Below are 16,023 nucleotides of genomic sequence, written 5' to 3' on the forward strand. Positions count from 1 at the left end.
AAATTCTTGGATTGCCGAGAGGTTGTTCCGGCGGCGTGTAGTTTTACTACAAATCATCGGGCATTTCAGCCTTTCGGATGTATATACGAGTAGTAAAACTACAGATGAGCGGCTTGTGGCCTCCAGCTGCGTTGTGAGAATAATCGTTAAGGTTGGTCTTTTGCCAACCAGAAAAGGTGAAAGCTTGATGCTGTCTGCCAAAAAAAAAGAAATTTCAGCTATTTCTAACCTTTGTTCGACAGTCGATCACGTAGTGCATTCTCGCGAATCACTACATGCAGCCCTCTACACGCCGATCAAGGATAGACCATGAGCCTCCCTTCGCTTGCCGAACTGCCTGGCATCCTCCTGCCATTTGTCACCCGCGCCGAACAGTCGTTCCGCACGGCCGTCGCCGGCCTCGACGACGACCATGGCCTGGCCGCCTGGACGCCTGAACGCTGGGCACAATTTGCCCGCGTCACCGCTGCCAGCGACTTCGTGATTGAACAAAGTGTCCGTGACCCATTGATGTTGCTGGAGCTGGTGCAGTCCGGTGAGCTGGACCGAAATTTCGCGCCCGGCGAGCTGTGTGCACAAATTGCGGCAGCGGTGAATGCAGCGGAAACCGACGATGAGCTCGGTCGCGCCCTGCGTCGTCAGCGTACCCGTCATCAAGTGCGGATCATCTGGCGCGACCTGACGCGTCAGTGCGATCTGATCCAGACCTGCCGCGACCTCTCGGACATGGCCGATGCCAGCATCGATCAGGCCTATCAGTGGTTGTACTCACGGCATTGTCAGCAGTTCGGCGTGCCGACTGGCCGGCGCAGCGGCGAGCCGCAGCAAATGGTCATTCTCGGCATGGGCAAGCTCGGCGCGGTGGAGCTCAACCTGTCATCGGACATCGACCTGATCTTCGCCTATCCCGAAGGTGGCGAAACCGTCGGGGTCAAACGCTCGCTGGATAATCAGGAATTTTTCATTCGTCTCGGCCAGCGCCTGATCAAGGCCCTGGACCCGATGACCGTCGACGGTTTTGTATTCCGCGTCGACATGCGCCTGCGGCCTTACGGTTCGGCCGGCGCATTGGTGCTGAGCTTCAATGCGCTGGAGCAGTATTACCAGGATCAGGGCCGTGACTGGGAACGCTACGCGATGATTAAGTCGCGGGTGGTGGCCGGCGATCAAGTGGCCGGCGCGCAATTGCAAGACATGCTGCGGCCGTTCGTTTACCGGCGTTACCTCGACTTCTCGGCCATCGAAGCGCTGCGCACCATGAAGCAGCTGATTCAGCAGGAAGTCCGGCGCAAGGGCATGGCCGACAACATCAAACTTGGCTCCGGTGGCATTCGTGAAGTCGAATTTATCGCCCAGGCATTCCAGCTGATCCACGGTGGCCGCGACCTGAGCTTGCAGCAGCGTCCTCTATTAAAAGTACTGAGTACGCTGGAAGGTCAGGGTTACCTGCCGCCTGCGGTGATCAGCGAACTGCGCGAAGGCTACGAATTCCTGCGGTACACCGAGCACGCGATCCAGGCGATTGCCGACCGCCAGACCCAGATGCTGCCGGACGGCGCTCAGGATCAGGCGCGCATTGCCTTTATGTTGGGCTTCGCCGATTGGACCGCTTTCCACGAACAGCTGATGTATTGGCGCGGTCGCGTGGCCTGGCACTTCGGGCAGGTGATTGCCGATCCCGACGAAGAGGAAGGCACCGAAAGCGAAGTGGTGGTCGGCGGTGAATGGCTGCCGTTGTGGGAAGAGGCTCAGGATGAAGAGGCCGCTTGCCGTCAGTTGGAAGAGGGCGGTTTCGCTGATGCCACCAAAGCCCTGAAAGCGTTGGCCGGTTTGCGCAGCAGTCCGCAATTGCGCGCGATGCAGCGCTTGGGGCGCGAGCGCCTCGATGCCTTTATTCCGCGGTTGCTGGCTCAGGCCGTGGAACACGCCAATCCGGATCTGGTGCTCGAAAGAGTATTGCCGCTGGTGGAAGCCGTGGCCCGTCGTTCCGCGTATCTGGTGTTGCTGACCGAAAACCCCGGCGCGCTGCGACGCTTGTTGACCTTGTGCGCCGCGAGCCCGTGGATCGCTGAACAGATCACCCGCTTTCCGCTGCTGCTCGACGAATTGCTCAACGAAGGTCGGCTGTTCAAGCCGCCACTGGCGCCGGAACTGGCCGCCGAGTTGCGCGAGCGTTTGACGCGGATTCCCGAGGACGACCTCGAGCAGCAAATGGAAGCCCTGCGACATTTCAAATTGGCGCACCGCTTGCGTGTCGCCGCTTCGGAAATCGCCGGCAGCCTGCCGTTGATGAAGGTCAGTGATTACCTGACCTGGCTCGCCGAAGCGATCCTGGAACAAGTGCTGGCCCTGGCCTGGCGCCAGACCGTGGCCAAATACGGTACGCCGCAGCGTACCGACGGTACGTTGTGCGATCCCGGCTTCATCATTGTCGGTTATGGGAAAGTCGGCGGTCTGGAATTGGGGCATGGTTCGGACCTGGACCTGGTGTTCATCCACGATGGCGACCCGCAGGCGGAAACCGACGGGCCGAAGCCTATCGACGGCGCGCAATTCTTTACTCGGCTGGGGCAGCGGATCATTCACTTGCTCACGGCCCAGACCAACTCCGGTCAGCTGTATGAAGTGGACATGCGTCTGCGACCGTCCGGCGCGTCGGGGTTGCTGGTGAGTTCGCTCGGAGCGTTTGCCCGGTATCAGGAAAATGAAGCCTGGACCTGGGAGCATCAGGCACTGGTGCGGGCGCGGGTACTGGTGGGCAGCCCGGACGTCGGCCAGGCGTTCGAGAAAGTCCGCGCGGCGGTATTGGGCAAGCCGCGGGACCTGGCGACCTTGCGCCAGGAGGTCAGCGAGATGCGCGCCAAAATGCGCGATAACCTTGGCAGCAAGAGCACCGCGGCGGGTACCGGAGCAAATGCCTTCGAGGCCACGGCGCCGTTCGATCTCAAGCAGGACGCCGGAGGTATCGTCGATATTGAATTTATGGTGCAATACGCGGCCCTGGCGTGGTCCGAATCGCATCCGCCATTGCTGCGCTGGACGGACAATATCCGCATTCTGGAAGGGCTGGAGGAGGAAGGGCTGATGCCCGCCGAAGACGCCAGCCTGTTGCGCGAGGCCTATAAAGCCTACCGTTCAGCCGCTCACCGGCAGGCCTTGCAGAAGGACGCCGGGGTGATACCGGGTGACCAGTTCGTGGACGAACGACGGCAGGTAGTGCGGATCTGGCGCGAGCTGGGGCTAAGCTGAAACACGCAAGTTGAAGCGACAAGATTCAAATGTGGGAGCGGGCTTGCTCGCGAAGGGGCCATTAAATTCAACAATGATGGCGACTGATACTCCGCCTTCGCGAGCAAGCCCGCTCCCACAGTAGATCTGCAGTGTTTCGCAGATCGATGTACACCAAATCCCAATGTGGGGGCGAGCCTGCTCGCGATAGCGGAATGACAGTCGACAATAATGTTGAAGGTGATGACCCATCGCAAGCAGCCGTGCTCCCGCAGTGATTCTCGAGGCGGGGAGGCGTATGCCTCCCCGGCTCGTTTATGGAAACCACATGAAAATTCTGATCGTTGGGCCCAGTTGGGTCGGTGACATGGTGATGGCGCAGACACTGTTTCAGTGTCTCAAACAGCGCCACCCGCAATGCGAAATCGACGTGCTGGCCCCCGAGTGGAGCCGGCCGATTCTTGAGCGCATGCCCGAAGTACGCCAGGCCTTGAGCTTTCCGCTCGGTCACGGTGCTTTGGAGCTGGCGACGCGTCGGCGCATCGGCAAATCCCTGGCCGGCCAGTACGACCAGGCGATCCTGCTGCCCAATTCCCTGAAGTCGGCATTGGTGCCGTTCTTCGCCGGCATCCCGAAACGCACTGGCTGGCGTGGCGAATTGCGCTACGGCCTGCTCAATGACGTGCGCACGCTGGATAAAGAACGTTACCCGCTGATGATCGAACGCTTCATGGCCCTGGCTTACGAGCCGGGTGCCGAGCTGCCGACACCTTATCCACGGCCGAGCCTGCAGATTGACCCGGTCACTCGCGAAGCGGCAATGGCCAAGTTCGGCCTGGCGCTCGACCGCCCGGTGTTGGTGCTGTGCCCCGGTGCCGAGTTTGGCGAGGCCAAGCGCTGGCCGTCCGAGCACTATGCCAAGGTTGCCGAAGCGAAGATCCGCGAAGGCTGGCAAGTCTGGTTGTTCGGTTCGAAAAACGATCACGCCGTCGGCGAAGACATCCGCTCGCGGCTGATTCCCGGGCTGCGTGAGGAGTCGGTGAACCTCAGCGGTGGCACCTCCCTGGCCGAAGCCATTGACCTGATGTCCTGCGCCGACGCGGTGGTGTCCAACGACTCCGGCCTGATGCACGTCGCCGCAGCGCTGAATCGCCCGTTGGTGGCGGTTTACGGCTCGACGTCGCCGGGTTTCACGCCGCCATTGGCCGAGCACGTCGAGATCGTGCGCCTGGGCATCGAATGCAGCCCCTGCTTCGATCGCACGTGCCGTTTCGGCCATTACAACTGCCTGCGCCAGCTCATGCCGCAAGCGGTGAACGAAGCCTTGCAGCGTTTGCAAGGCACTGTGGTCGAGGTCAAATAGTTTGCGGGTACTGCTGATCAAGACTTCTTCGCTGGGCGACGTGATTCACGCGTTGCCGGCGCTGACCGACGCGGCACGGGCGATCCCCGGCATCCAGTTCGACTGGGTGGTGGAAGAGGGTTTCGCCGAAATCCCGACCTGGCACCCGGCCGTGGGCAAGGTGATTCCGGTGGCGATCCGTCGCTGGCGCAAAAACATCTGGCAGACCATCAAGAGTGGCGAGTGGAAGCGCTTCAAGCAAAGCGTTCGCGCCAACAAATATGATTTGGTGATCGATGCCCAGGGCCTGCTCAAAAGTGCCTTGCTGACCCGATACGCCAAAGCCCCGGTGGCCGGGCTGGATAAAAACTCGGCCCGCGAGCCGATTGCCGCACGCTTCTATTCCCGGCGTCTGGCCGTGGCCCGTGGGCAGCACGCGGTGGAGCGAGTGCGTCAGCTGTTCGCCGTGGCCCTGGGTTACGACCTGCCAAAAGGCTTGGGCGATTACGGCCTGAACGTCGAGCGACTGGTGGAATTGCCGCGCAAGAATCCTTACGTGGTGTTCCTGCACGGCACCACGTGGGACACCAAACACTGGCCTGAAGCCTACTGGCGCGAGTTGGCCGAGCGCGTCGGCTATCTCGGTGTCGCGGTGAAGCTGCCGTGGGGTAATCCGATCGAGAAAGCCCGGGCCGAGCGCATCGCCAAAGACATGAGGCACGTCGAAGTGCTGCCCAAGCTGAATCTGGCGGGTGTCGGCAAAGTGCTGGCTGGCGCGCAAGCCTGCGTCGCAGTGGACACCGGTCTCGGTCACCTCGCCGCGGCGCTGGACGTGCCGACGTTGTCGCTGTTCGGCCCGACCAACCCGGGCCTGACCGGCGCCTACGGTAAATCGCAGATCCACATGGCCAGTGATTTCCCCTGCGCGCCGTGCATGCAAAAGAAATGTACGTATCAACCGACGGCCGAAGATGCCCGTCAGTTTGACCTTAAACGCGAGTGGCCACTGTGCTTCACGCGTCTGAATCCCGAGCGTGTCGCGACCCGACTGAGCACGTTGTTACTGGCTGAGGAGCTGCGCTGATGCAATTGGCATTCGTCTTGTACAAGTACTTTCCATTCGGGGGCTTGCAGCGCGACTTCATGCGCATCGCTTTGGAATGTCAGCAGCGCGGCCATCAGATTCGGGTCTACACGCTGATCTGGGAGGGCGACATTCCGCCGGGTTTCGAAGTGTTGGTGGCGCCGGTCAAGGCGTTCTTCAATCATCGACGCAACGAGAAACTGAGCGAATGGATGGAAGCGGATCTGGCCAAGCGTCCGGTGGACCGGTTGATCGGCTTCAACAAAATGCCGGGTCTGGACGTCTACTACGCCGCCGACGGCTGCTTCGAAGACAAGGCACAGAACCTGCGTAACTCGCTGTACCGTCGCTGGGGTCGCTACCGGCACTTCGCCGAGTACGAGCGCGCCGTGTTCGCCAAGGACGCCAAGACCGAAGTGCTGATGATTTCCGAAGTCCAGCAGCCGCTGTTCATCAAGCATTACGACACACCGCTTGAGCGCTTCCATTTGCTGCCGCCGGGCATTTCCCAGGACCGTCGCGCGCCAGCCAATGCCGCCGGGATCCGTGCCGACTTCCGTCGCGAATTCAACCTCAAAGACGATGAGCTGCTGCTGGTGCAAATCGGCTCCGGGTTCAAGACCAAGGGCGTGGATCGCAGCCTCAAGGCGCTGGCCGCATTGCCCGACGATCTGAAGAAACGCACCCGGCTGTTTGTAATTGGCCAGGACGACCCCAAATTATTCCAGATGCAGAGCGCCACACTGGGGCTCGGCGATAACGTGACGTTCCTTAAAGGCCGCAGTGACATCCCGCGTTTTCTGCTCGGCGCCGATCTGTTGATTCACCCGGCGTACAACGAAAACACCGGGACTGTGTTGCTCGAAGCCCTGGTGGCCGGGTTGCCGGTGCTGGTGAGTGCGGTGTGTGGTTACGCCCATTACATCGCCGAGGCCGACGCCGGTCTGGTGCTGGACGAGCCTTTCGATCAGGCGCAGTTGACCCAGTACCTGACCGGTATGTTGAGCGACGCTCAAGCACGGGCGGCCTGGAGCCGCAATGGTCTGGCCTTCGCCGAGACGGCCGACCTCTACAGCATGCCGCAGCACGCGGCCGATGTGATTCTGGCGGAGCACGCTTAATGAAGTTGATGCTGGCTGAACCGTTCAAGAGCCTTTGGGCCGGACGCGACCCGTTCGCCGAAGTCGAGAACCTCCAGGGCGAGGTATACCGCGAACTTGAAGCGCGCCGGACCCTGCGTACCGAAGTCAATGGCAGTGGCTTTTTCGTAAAGATCCACCGTGGCATTGGCTGGGGCGAGATCTTCAAGAACCTGCTCACCGCCAAGCTGCCGGTGCTCGGTGCCGGCCAGGAATGGAAGGCTATCCAGCGCCTGCAAGAAGTCGGCGTGCCGACCATGACCGCCGTGGCTTACGGCGAGAAGGGCAGCAACCCGGCGGACCAGCATTCGTTCATCGTCACCGAAGAACTGGCGCCCACTGTCAGCCTTGAAGATTTCAGCATCGACTGGGTCAAGCACCCGCCCGAGCCAAAACTCAAGCGCGCGCTGATCGCGGAGGTCGCGCGCATGACCGGCATGATGCACCGCGCCGGGGTCAACCATCGCGACTGCTACATCTGCCACTTTCTGCTGCACACCGACAAACCGGTGACGGCCGACGATTTCAGGCTCTCGGTGATCGACCTGCACCGCGCGCAGACCCGTCCGACGATTACCCGGCGCTGGCGCAACAAGGACCTGGCGGCACTGTATTTTTCGGCGCTGGACATTGGCCTGACCCGTCGCGACAAACTGCGTTTCCTCAAGGGGTATTTCCAGCAGCCCCTGCGCCAGATCCTGGGTGAAGAAGCCGGGTTGCTCGCCTGGCTCGAAGGCAAGGCCAACAAACTCTACGACCGTAAACAGCGATACGGGGATGCGCTCTGATGGCGGGTTGGACACTGGAGCCTGAGTACAGCGATCTGGCAGAAGATTTCGGCAGTCTTGAAGCTGTGTTTGCGCTTCAGGGCGAGCGCCTGACGCGCGACCTGTTGTCCGAGGTCATTCGCGTTCAGCGCAATGGCGTCAACTATTACGTCAAACGCTATGTGGGTGCGGGCAAGGGTCTGCGCCGTTACCTGGGCAAGCCTCGGGTGAAAGCCGAGTGGCAGAACCTCAAGCGCTTCGCCAAGTGGGGCATTCCTACCGCCGAAGTGGTGGCCTGGGGCCTGGAACGTCGCGGTGCGGCGTACGATCGCGGGGCAATGATCACCCGCGAGCTGCCGCATACCGAAGACTTGTCGGCCCTGGCCGAGCGGCATGATCCGAAACTGGCGGATCGCGCCTGGGTGGACACTGTCAGCCGGCAGCTGGCGGGTTATACCCGGACCATGCACGACCACCGCTTCACCCATAACGATTTGAAGTGGCGCAACCTGCTGATCGACGATGAGCCCCGGCTGTTTTTGATCGACTGCCCCAATGGCGATTTCTGGCGCGGCTTTTGGCTCAAGTACCGGATCACCAAGGACCTGGCCTGTCTGGACAAGGTCGCCAAGTATCACTTGTCGGCGACCCAGCGCCTGCGCTTTTACCTGCAATACCGCCAGTCTGATCGGCTGAATGCCGCCGACAAAAAACGGATTCGGCACGTGGTGAGATTTTTCGAGGGGCGCGAATGACTGATTTTCTGGCGGCCGAAGACCGTGCGCTGCTTGAGCGTCACGGCCTCGGCACCTTCGACGCACTCTGGGCCAAGCAGCTCGACGCTGTGGATGAGCCCAACACCGGTCGCGGTGGCTGGAGTAGCGTGTTTCGGCTGGATCTGGAAGGTCATGGCTACTACCTCAAACGCCAGAACAACTACCAGATGCGCACCTTGCATGCGCCCTTTGGTGAGCCGAGCTTTGCCCGTGAATTTCGCAATATCAGTCGCTATGAAAAGCTCGGTATTCCAGCGTTGAAAGCGGCGTTTTTCGGTGAGCGCAAAGTCGACGGCGAAGTCCGGGCGATTCTGCTGACCCGTGCCCTGGACGGTTGGGATGATCTGGATTCACTGTTGCAACGCTGGTCGGACCTGAGTTCGGCGCAGCATTCGGCCATTCTGAAGGCCTGTGGGCAATTGGCTCGTCGCCTGCACGGCGCGCGTCAGGTTCACGGTTGTTTCTACCCCAAGCACATTTTTCTCCAGGCCACCGGTGACGGTTACCTGGCCCAACTGATCGACCTGGAAAAGACCCGGCCGTTGCTGTTTGGTCTGCGTGATCGGGCCAAAGACCTGGAGCCGCTGCTGCGTCGGTCGCCTGAGTGGAGCGAAGCGCAGTTGCGCGAGCTGCTGGCTGCCTATCTGGATCAATCGCAAGACAGTTCGCTGATCGACAGCTGGTTTGCACGGCTGACCGCGCGTCGCACTCATAAGGAGACGCGCTGATGCGTTTGTCTGAACTGAAAAACGCAGGACGCAGCCCGAGCCTGCCGCTGAACATTCCATTGGCTGATGCCGCCGGCCCTGCCGAGTTGCAGTTGCTAAGTCTGTTGCGAGTGTTGCCGGGACAGCGTTATGTCGGTGCCGGCGTCTGGCGTGGCCGGCCGGTGCTGGCCAAGTTGCTGGTCGGCAGCAAGGCAGCGCGGCATTTCCAGCGTGAGCTGGACGGCGTGCGGTTGCTGGCGGCTCAGGGGTTGACCACGCCATTGTTGCTGGCTGATGGCCTGAAGGACGGCGAGGGCGGCTGGCTGCTGTTCGAGTTCATCGAGGGCGCCGAAAGCCTCGGTGAAACCTGGAAACAGGTCGAGCATTTGCCGGTGCTGGCGGATATGCAAGGGGCTGTGCTGGCCGAGGCGTTGGGCGCTATCGGCCAAATGCATCGCAAGGGGCTCTGGCAGGAAGACCTGCACCTGGACAACCTCTTGCGCCAGCGCGGCCGGTTGTATTTGATCGATGGCGGCGGCGTCTGCTCCGAAACACCTGGCCAACCGCTGTCGCGGCAGAAAGTCCTGGAAAACCTCGGGGTGTTTTTCGCCCAGTTGCCCAAGTCGCTGGAGCCCTACACCGAAGAATTGCTGGTGTATTACCTGCTGAGCAACGGCGAACATGCCTTGCCGATGGAAGCGCTGCAGAAGCAGATCAGCAAGGTTCGCAACTGGCGTCTCAAGGACTACCTGATCAAGATTGGCCGCGAATGCACGCTGTTCAGTGTCCAGCGTGGAGCGTTCGGCTTACGGGCGATTCGCCGCGAGGAAGAGGCGGCGATGCTGCCGGTGCTGGCGCAGGCCGATGCGCTGCTCGATCAGGGCCATCTATACAAGACCGGCGGCGCGGCGAGCGTCGGCAAGGTCGAGGTGGCGGGTCGTGCGCTGGTGATCAAGCGCTACAACATCAAAGGTTTTGCCCACTGGCTCAAACGCTTCTGGCGCCCGAGCCGTGCCTGGCACTCCTGGCGCGAAGGCAATCGCCTGGCATTTCTCGGCATCGCCACGCCCAAGCCATTGGCGTTGCTGGAGAAGCGTTTTCTCTGGTTGCGCAGTCGGGCTTATCTGGTGACCGAGTATTTACCGGGGCCGGACATCATCGAGCGCTTTGCGCCTTATGTCGAAAGCGGTGAGGCACCGGAAGCCGAATTGCTGGCGCTGGATCATTTGTTTGCCGAGCTGATTGGCGAGCGGATCAGTCACGGGGATTTCAAGGGGCATAACCTGTTCTGGCAGGACGATCGCTGGGCGCTGATCGATCTCGATTCGATGTGTCAGCATGCCTCGCTCAGCAGCTTCGCCCCGGCGTATGCGCGGGATCGGGCAAGGTTCATGCGTAACTGGCCTGAGAGCAGCGCGCTGTATCAGGTCATTGATCAGCGTTTGCCCAAGGATATCTCTAGCGCTGCCTGAATCCCTTCGCGAGCAAGCCCGCTCCCACACTGGATCTATGTAACGCCGAAGATCCCCTGTGGGAGCGGGCTTGCTCGCGAAGAGGCCGGTACATCCAGCGAAAAAGCTGTGAATGTCAAAAGGGGACAGGTTTTTATGAATCGTCCTACATGATCCGCAGATGCCGTGAACTGTGCCCTGAATAGCCGCGATGCTAGTTTGCCTGACGTTCACGGAGGGCAGATTTTGACAATAAAAACGACGGTGTTACTGAGCGCTTTCGCACTGGTTTTATCAGGCTGCGGAACCGCTGTTACGGTGCTGCAGGATGACGAAGACGCGGCTCGTAGTCTTAGAAAGCAAAAGACCTACTGTCAATCCATCCCGCGCATCTACAGCGGCCTGGCCTACGACTTTTGCGTATTGAACGCAGCGCCTGATCCCACGGGTATTCTTTTGCCGTTCGTATTGGTGGATTTCACCCTGTCGGGTGTTTTCGATACCGTCCTCCTGCCCTATACGGTTTACCGCCAGGCTACCGACGGCAATCTCAGCATCTATTGGCGAGCAGGCCGCGGGTAACGCTTTTGTATTCCGGCGTGTCAGTGCTACACCTGACGCACTTGGCTCGAAGAACAAAAGGTGAATAGCTCGTGTCGACCCCGATTTTGCCCTCTCAACAGTTTTTGCTTTTTGAAAACGAAAGCGAAGCTGAAACTAATGTTGAGACGGAAAAGCTCTTACCTCCGTCCGGAAGGTACAGCGATTTCATAATCTATGTGGATGAGAGCGGCGATCATGGGATGCAAACATTAGATCCAAACTATCCAATGTTTGTGCTGGCATTTTGTGTGTTTCATAAAAGGCATTATTGCGAAAAGGTAATTCCTGCCCTTCAGAAGTTCAAATTTAATCATATGGGTCATGACCTGATCGGTCTGCATGAATTGGAAATTCGAAAAGAAAAGGGCGCGTTCTCCAGTCTTTTCACATCAAGGCAACACAAACATGCCTTTCTCGATGAGTTGACGGGAATCATTGAGGCCAGCAATTTCGTCCTGATCAGCTGCGTTATCGACAAAGCCGCTCTTCGCGAAAAGCAAGGTCCTGTCCACAATCCTTATCACCTCGCGCTCGGATTCTGCCTTGAAACGCTTTATGAGTATTTGCAGGAAAAGAATCAACAGAGCGTTTTAACTCATGTGATTTTCGAGCGTCGAGGGAAACGTGAGGATAATGAGCTTGAACTGGAGTTTCGTCGCATGTGCGATGGCGCGAACAGATTGGGCATACAACTGCCGTTCGACATCGTCTTTGCAACCAAACAAGTGAATTCCACGGGGTTACAGCTAGCGGATCTTGTTGCAAGACCCATTGGTATGAGCGTTTTGCGGTCGGGGCAAGAAAATCGTGCCTTTGACGTGCTCAAGCGCAAGTTCTACTGCAGTGGTGGGCGTAACAATGTGGGAGAGGGTTTCGAGAATTGGGGGTTAAAAATTTTCCCTCTCTCAGAAAGCGAAAAGCCCCGGTGAAACTCACCGAGGCCGCAACGCCGACCGGGATCCCCCAGTCCATTTGCGCAGGAGTCTATGTCGAGGTCCGTCATCTGTCAACGCGCCAGCTTGCCACTTCCCGCTAGAGGCTTGCCGTCGCTTTTAAGCTATAATCCCGCCCTTTAGCTGCCACTCGCCCTTTGCGAGGGCACATTAATCTTTGAGGCGCTTTGCGCCTGCATGCAGACTAAAGAGGCTAGACCCCTGTGGCATTGACGATTCTTGGCCTGTCCGGCGCCCTTAGCCATGATCCTTCCGCAGCGTTGTACATCGACGGCAAGCTGGTCGCGGCGGCTGAGGAAGAGCGCTTTGTGCGCGATAAACATGCAAAGAACCGCATGCCCTACGAGTCGGCGAAGTTCTGCCTCGAGCAGGCCGGCATCAAGCCATCCGACGTTGATGTGGTAGCGATCCCGTTCGCGCCGATCAGCCTGTTCGGCAAGGCTCGCTGGCATTACGCCAAACGTTACTGGTACGCCCCGGACCGCGCGCTCGACGCAATCCTGATGGGCAACCGTCGCTACAAGCGCTATCGCAACAAGATTGTCTGGTGCCTCGAGCAATTGGGTTTCGATCCGAAGAAAATCAAGATCGAGCCGGTCGAGCATCACCTGGCTCACGCCTCTAGCGCTTATCACTGCTCCGGTTTCAAAGAGAAAACCGCGATCCTGGGGATCGATGGCAAGGGTGAGTACGCCACGACCTTTTTCGGTTACGGCGAAAACGGCAAGATCCACAAGATCAAGGAATTCTTCGATCCGGACTCCCTCGGCGGCCTGTACGGCGCGATCACCGAGTTCCTCGGTTTCGAGATGCTCGACGGTGAGTTCAAGGTCATGGGCATGGCGCCGTATGGCGACGCCAGCAAATACGATTTCTCGCGCCTGGCTTCGTTCGAGAACGGCGAGCTGGTGATCAACACTGACTACGCCAACGTCATTGGCCTGCGTCGTTATAAAGAGAAAGGCAAAGGTTTCTACTTCTCGCCGAAGCTGATCGAGTGGCTGGGGCCGAAGCGCGAAGGCGACATCGCCGACGAGCCGTACATCCATTACGCCGCGAGCATGCAAGCGCTGTTCGAAAAGATCTCGCTGCAGATGATCGACCATTACCTGGGCGACGTGCTCAAGGAAACCGGCAAGCTGGCCTTCGCCGGCGGCTGTGCGTTGAACGTCAAGCTGAACCAGAAAATCATCGCCCGCGATGATGTTAAAGAGCTGTTCGTGCAGCCAGCGTCCGGCGATGCCGGCACCGCGGTCGGCGCGGCGGCCTATGTGTCCCACGCCCGTGGTGTGCCGGTCGAGAAGATGGAACACGTCTACCTCGGCCCGTCGTACACCAACGAAGACGTGCTCGCCGCGTGTGCCCGTCACCCGAGCAAGCCGGTCTGGCGCAAGCTTGAGAACATGCCGGAAAACATCGCCAAAATCATGGTCGATGGCAACCCGGTAGCCTGGTTCCAGGGCCGCATGGAGTTCGGTCCGCGCGCCTTGGGCGGTCGTTCGATCATTGGTTGCCCGAGTGCGACTGGCGTGGCTGACCGCATCAACCACCAGATCAAGTTCCGCGAGCGCTGGAGGCCTTTCTGCCCGTCGATGCTCGACACCGTGGCCCCGCAGATGATCAAGGTCGACCACCCGGCGCCGTTCATGACCTTCACCTTCGAAGTGGCAGAAGAGTGGAAAACCCGCGTACCGGAAGTCGTCCACGAAGACGGTACGTCCCGGGCCCAGGTGCTCAAGCGCGAATACAACCCGCGTTACTACGACATGATGAAGGCGCTGGAAGTACTGACCGGCAACGGCGTGTCGCTGAATACCTCGCTCAACCGTCGTGGCGAACCGATGATCTGCTCGCCAACGGACGCCCTGAACATGTTCTTCGGTTCCGATCTACAGTATCTGATCATGGAAGACATCCTGGTGGTCAAAGAGGGCGCGGACGCATATGACACGCTCGGCTGAACGCCATGTGTTGCAGTTCTGTCACGGCTATGACGGGCCGTTTCTGGACTGCGCCCGGCAGTACGCCAGCCTGTTCGCGGGGACCGGTTATCGGGTGACCACGGTGTTTCTGACCGGGGCTGCCGATGCCGAAGTTGCCGCGGGCTGCGCTTGCGATGAAGTGCTGTTCATGGAATACAGCTCCAAGGCCATTCGTGGCCTGAAGCTGGGCGCCATCAGCGATCTGCGCAAGATCGCTGCCTCGCGCAATTTCAGTTTTTGCATCGCCCACCGTTTCAAGCCTATTTATATCGCCTTGCTCGGCACGTCGTTGCCGGTGATTGGCGTGCATCACGCGTTTGACGATTACAAGCGCGGCACGCGCAAACTCTTCGCCAATATTTTCCGCAAGCGCCTGAGCCTGCTCGGGGTTTCCGATGCCGTGCGCGACGACATGCGCCATTGCCTGCCGAAGTGGCCGACGGCGCGGATTCAGACGCTCTATAACCGTATCGATGTGCAGACCTTGCAGGACAGCCAGGTGTCGGTTCGCGAGGCCCGGGAAACCCTCGGCCTGGCGCCGGACGCCTGGGTTGTCGGCAATGTCGGACGGCTGCATCCGGACAAGGATCAGACCACGCTGCTGCACGGTTTTGCTGCGGCGTTGCCGGGTTTGCCGGCCAGCAGTCAATTGGTGATTCTCGGTGCCGGTCGACTGGAACAGGACCTCAAGGCCCTGGCCCGTGAGTTGGGTATCGGCGACCGCGTGCTGTTTCTCGGGCAGGTGCCTGAAGCCCGGCGTTATTTCCGTGCCTTCGATGTGTTCGCCCTGAGTTCCGATCACGAACCGTTCGGCATGGTGCTGCTGGAAGCCATGGCTGCCGGCGTGCCCTTGCTCGCCACGGCGTGTGGCGGGGCGAAGGAAGTGGTCGAGGGTGTCGGTATTCTGTTCCCGCTGGGCGATGCCGAACACTTGGCTCAAGGGCTGCAACATCTGGCCGCGATGGACGAGCAGCAGCGTCACCAGTGCGCCGAGCTGATGCTCGATCGCTTGCGTGAGCGCTTCTCCGACCGCGCGGTACGCGATGCCTTCTGGCGTTTGCCGCACGTTACCGAACTGGCGCCGAGGGGCTGATGCTCAACCGATTTCAAGGCTGGCGCGAACGTGGCTGGGCGGTAGTCGACGCCTCGACATATGCCCAGGCCTGGCAACGATATGGCGGCAGCGTCGCCACTCATCCCATGGTGGTCGAGCGGCTTTCGCAGTTGGCCGACATTCCTGTGCGCTACCTGGCCTGGGAGCAAAACGGTGAAGTCAAAGCCGCGATCCCGACCTGGGGCCGCGACCTCGCCTTGTCCAAGGACGTACTCAAACGCTGCGGTAAAAAAGGCTTGTTCGACCTCGGTAATGCCGAGTTCATCCTGCCGGCCGCAGCCGATGCACAAGCGCCGCTGCGTCATCGTGGACGCTACCTGTCGGCGCTGAATGAAGGCCGCTTCACCGGCATCAAGTTGCAGGCTGAACAGTTGGCGATGGCCCGCACTCCCGAAGAACTGTCGAAGAAGTTTCGCTACAACCAGCGCCGTGAATTGCGATTGCTGGAAGAAGCGGGCGGAGTGGTTCGGCCGGTCGCCGAGTTTTCCAGCAGTGAACTGGCGACGATCTATTGCGACTTGTTCCAGCGTCGCTGGGGTTTCCCGGCGACGGGGGCCGAGCGCATGGCTGAGGTCATCGAGTTGCTGCGTGATTTGCTGATCGGTTCGGTGATTTTCCTCAACGATGCGCCAATAGCGATTCAATTGGTCTACCGTGTCGAGACACCGCAGTGGATCAGCGTCGAGTACATCAATGGCGGCGTCGATCCCGAAACCCGCGAATTCAGTCCGGGCAGCGTGCTGAGTTTTCTCAATACGCAAAGCGCCTGGGAGCATGCCCGGGCGTTGGACAAACCCTTGCGCTTTTCTTTCGGCCGCGCCGACCGTGAATACAAGGATCGCTGGTGCAATCCTGTGCCGGTGTTCACCGTATGAGT

Annotated in this window: 13 protein-coding genes; all 13 read left to right on the top strand. The window is 59.8% G+C overall.

The genetic code is table 11. The features are described from left to right. Positions 1 to 309 precede the first annotated feature (309 nt). Positions 310 to 3,249, top strand: a complete 2,940-nt coding sequence (glnE, locus tag KW848_RS11910; protein WP_218536926.1) for a bifunctional [glutamate--ammonia ligase]-adenylyl-L-tyrosine phosphorylase/[glutamate--ammonia-ligase] adenylyltransferase — start codon at positions 310 to 312, stop codon at positions 3,247 to 3,249. 307 nt (positions 3,250 to 3,556) lie between these two features. Beyond that, a complete protein-coding gene (gene waaF, locus KW848_RS11915) occupies positions 3,557 to 4,591 on the top strand; it encodes a lipopolysaccharide heptosyltransferase II (protein ID WP_218536927.1) in 1,035 nt (344 codons plus the stop codon). A gap of 1 nt (position 4,592) precedes the next feature. Further along, the gene (gene rfaC, locus KW848_RS11920; RefSeq protein ID WP_218536928.1) at positions 4,593 to 5,654 is read left to right on the top strand and encodes a lipopolysaccharide heptosyltransferase RfaC; all 1,062 of its coding nucleotides are present in this window, start codon (positions 4,593 to 4,595) and stop codon (positions 5,652 to 5,654) included. After that, positions 5,654 to 6,775 carry a glycosyltransferase family 4 protein gene (locus tag KW848_RS11925; protein WP_218536929.1) on the top strand — a complete coding sequence of 374 codons (1,122 nt, stop codon included), beginning with the start codon at positions 5,654 to 5,656 and terminating at the stop codon, positions 6,773 to 6,775. Before rfaC ends, KW848_RS11925 begins: the two co-directional genes overlap by 1 nt. Then, positions 6,775 to 7,581: a lipopolysaccharide core heptose(I) kinase RfaP gene (gene rfaP, locus KW848_RS11930; RefSeq protein WP_218536930.1), complete on the top strand. Its 807-nt coding sequence runs from the start codon at positions 6,775 to 6,777 to the stop codon at positions 7,579 to 7,581. The genes KW848_RS11925 and rfaP overlap by 1 nt, the downstream gene beginning before the upstream one ends. After that, entirely contained in the window at positions 7,581 to 8,315 is a 735-nt protein-coding gene (locus KW848_RS11935; protein ID WP_218536931.1) for a lipopolysaccharide kinase InaA family protein, read from the top strand. Before rfaP ends, KW848_RS11935 begins: the two co-directional genes overlap by 1 nt. Beyond that, on the top strand, positions 8,312 to 9,064 hold the full coding sequence (locus KW848_RS11940) for a lipopolysaccharide kinase InaA family protein (RefSeq protein WP_218536932.1): 753 nt from the start codon (positions 8,312 to 8,314) through the stop codon (positions 9,062 to 9,064). The genes KW848_RS11935 and KW848_RS11940 overlap by 4 nt, the downstream gene beginning before the upstream one ends. Then, on the top strand, positions 9,064 to 10,515 hold the full coding sequence (locus KW848_RS11945) for a lipopolysaccharide kinase InaA family protein (RefSeq protein WP_218536933.1): 1,452 nt from the start codon (positions 9,064 to 9,066) through the stop codon (positions 10,513 to 10,515). Before KW848_RS11940 ends, KW848_RS11945 begins: the two co-directional genes overlap by 1 nt. A gap of 225 nt (positions 10,516 to 10,740) precedes the next feature. Next, positions 10,741 to 11,076: a YceK/YidQ family lipoprotein gene (locus KW848_RS11950; protein ID WP_218536934.1), complete on the top strand. Its 336-nt coding sequence runs from the start codon at positions 10,741 to 10,743 to the stop codon at positions 11,074 to 11,076. A gap of 71 nt (positions 11,077 to 11,147) precedes the next feature. After that, positions 11,148 to 12,026, top strand: coding sequence for a DUF3800 domain-containing protein (locus KW848_RS11955; RefSeq protein ID WP_218536935.1), 879 nt, complete (start codon positions 11,148 to 11,150; stop codon positions 12,024 to 12,026). Positions 12,027 to 12,253: 227 nt separating this feature from the next. Next, entirely contained in the window at positions 12,254 to 14,011 is a 1,758-nt protein-coding gene (locus KW848_RS11960) for a carbamoyltransferase (protein ID WP_111449307.1), read from the top strand. Continuing rightward, positions 13,995 to 15,125, top strand: a complete 1,131-nt coding sequence (locus tag KW848_RS11965) for a glycosyltransferase (RefSeq protein ID WP_218536936.1) — start codon at positions 13,995 to 13,997, stop codon at positions 15,123 to 15,125. Before KW848_RS11960 ends, KW848_RS11965 begins: the two co-directional genes overlap by 17 nt. Continuing rightward, positions 15,125 to 16,021: an antimicrobial resistance protein Mig-14 gene (locus KW848_RS11970; protein ID WP_218536937.1), complete on the top strand. Its 897-nt coding sequence runs from the start codon at positions 15,125 to 15,127 to the stop codon at positions 16,019 to 16,021. Before KW848_RS11965 ends, KW848_RS11970 begins: the two co-directional genes overlap by 1 nt. Positions 16,022 to 16,023: the final 2 nt, after the last annotated feature.

Origin of the sequence: Pseudomonas sp. PDM25, assembly GCF_019219045.1 — a bacterium.
In the GTDB taxonomy this organism is placed as follows: domain Bacteria; phylum Pseudomonadota; class Gammaproteobacteria; order Pseudomonadales; family Pseudomonadaceae; genus Aquipseudomonas.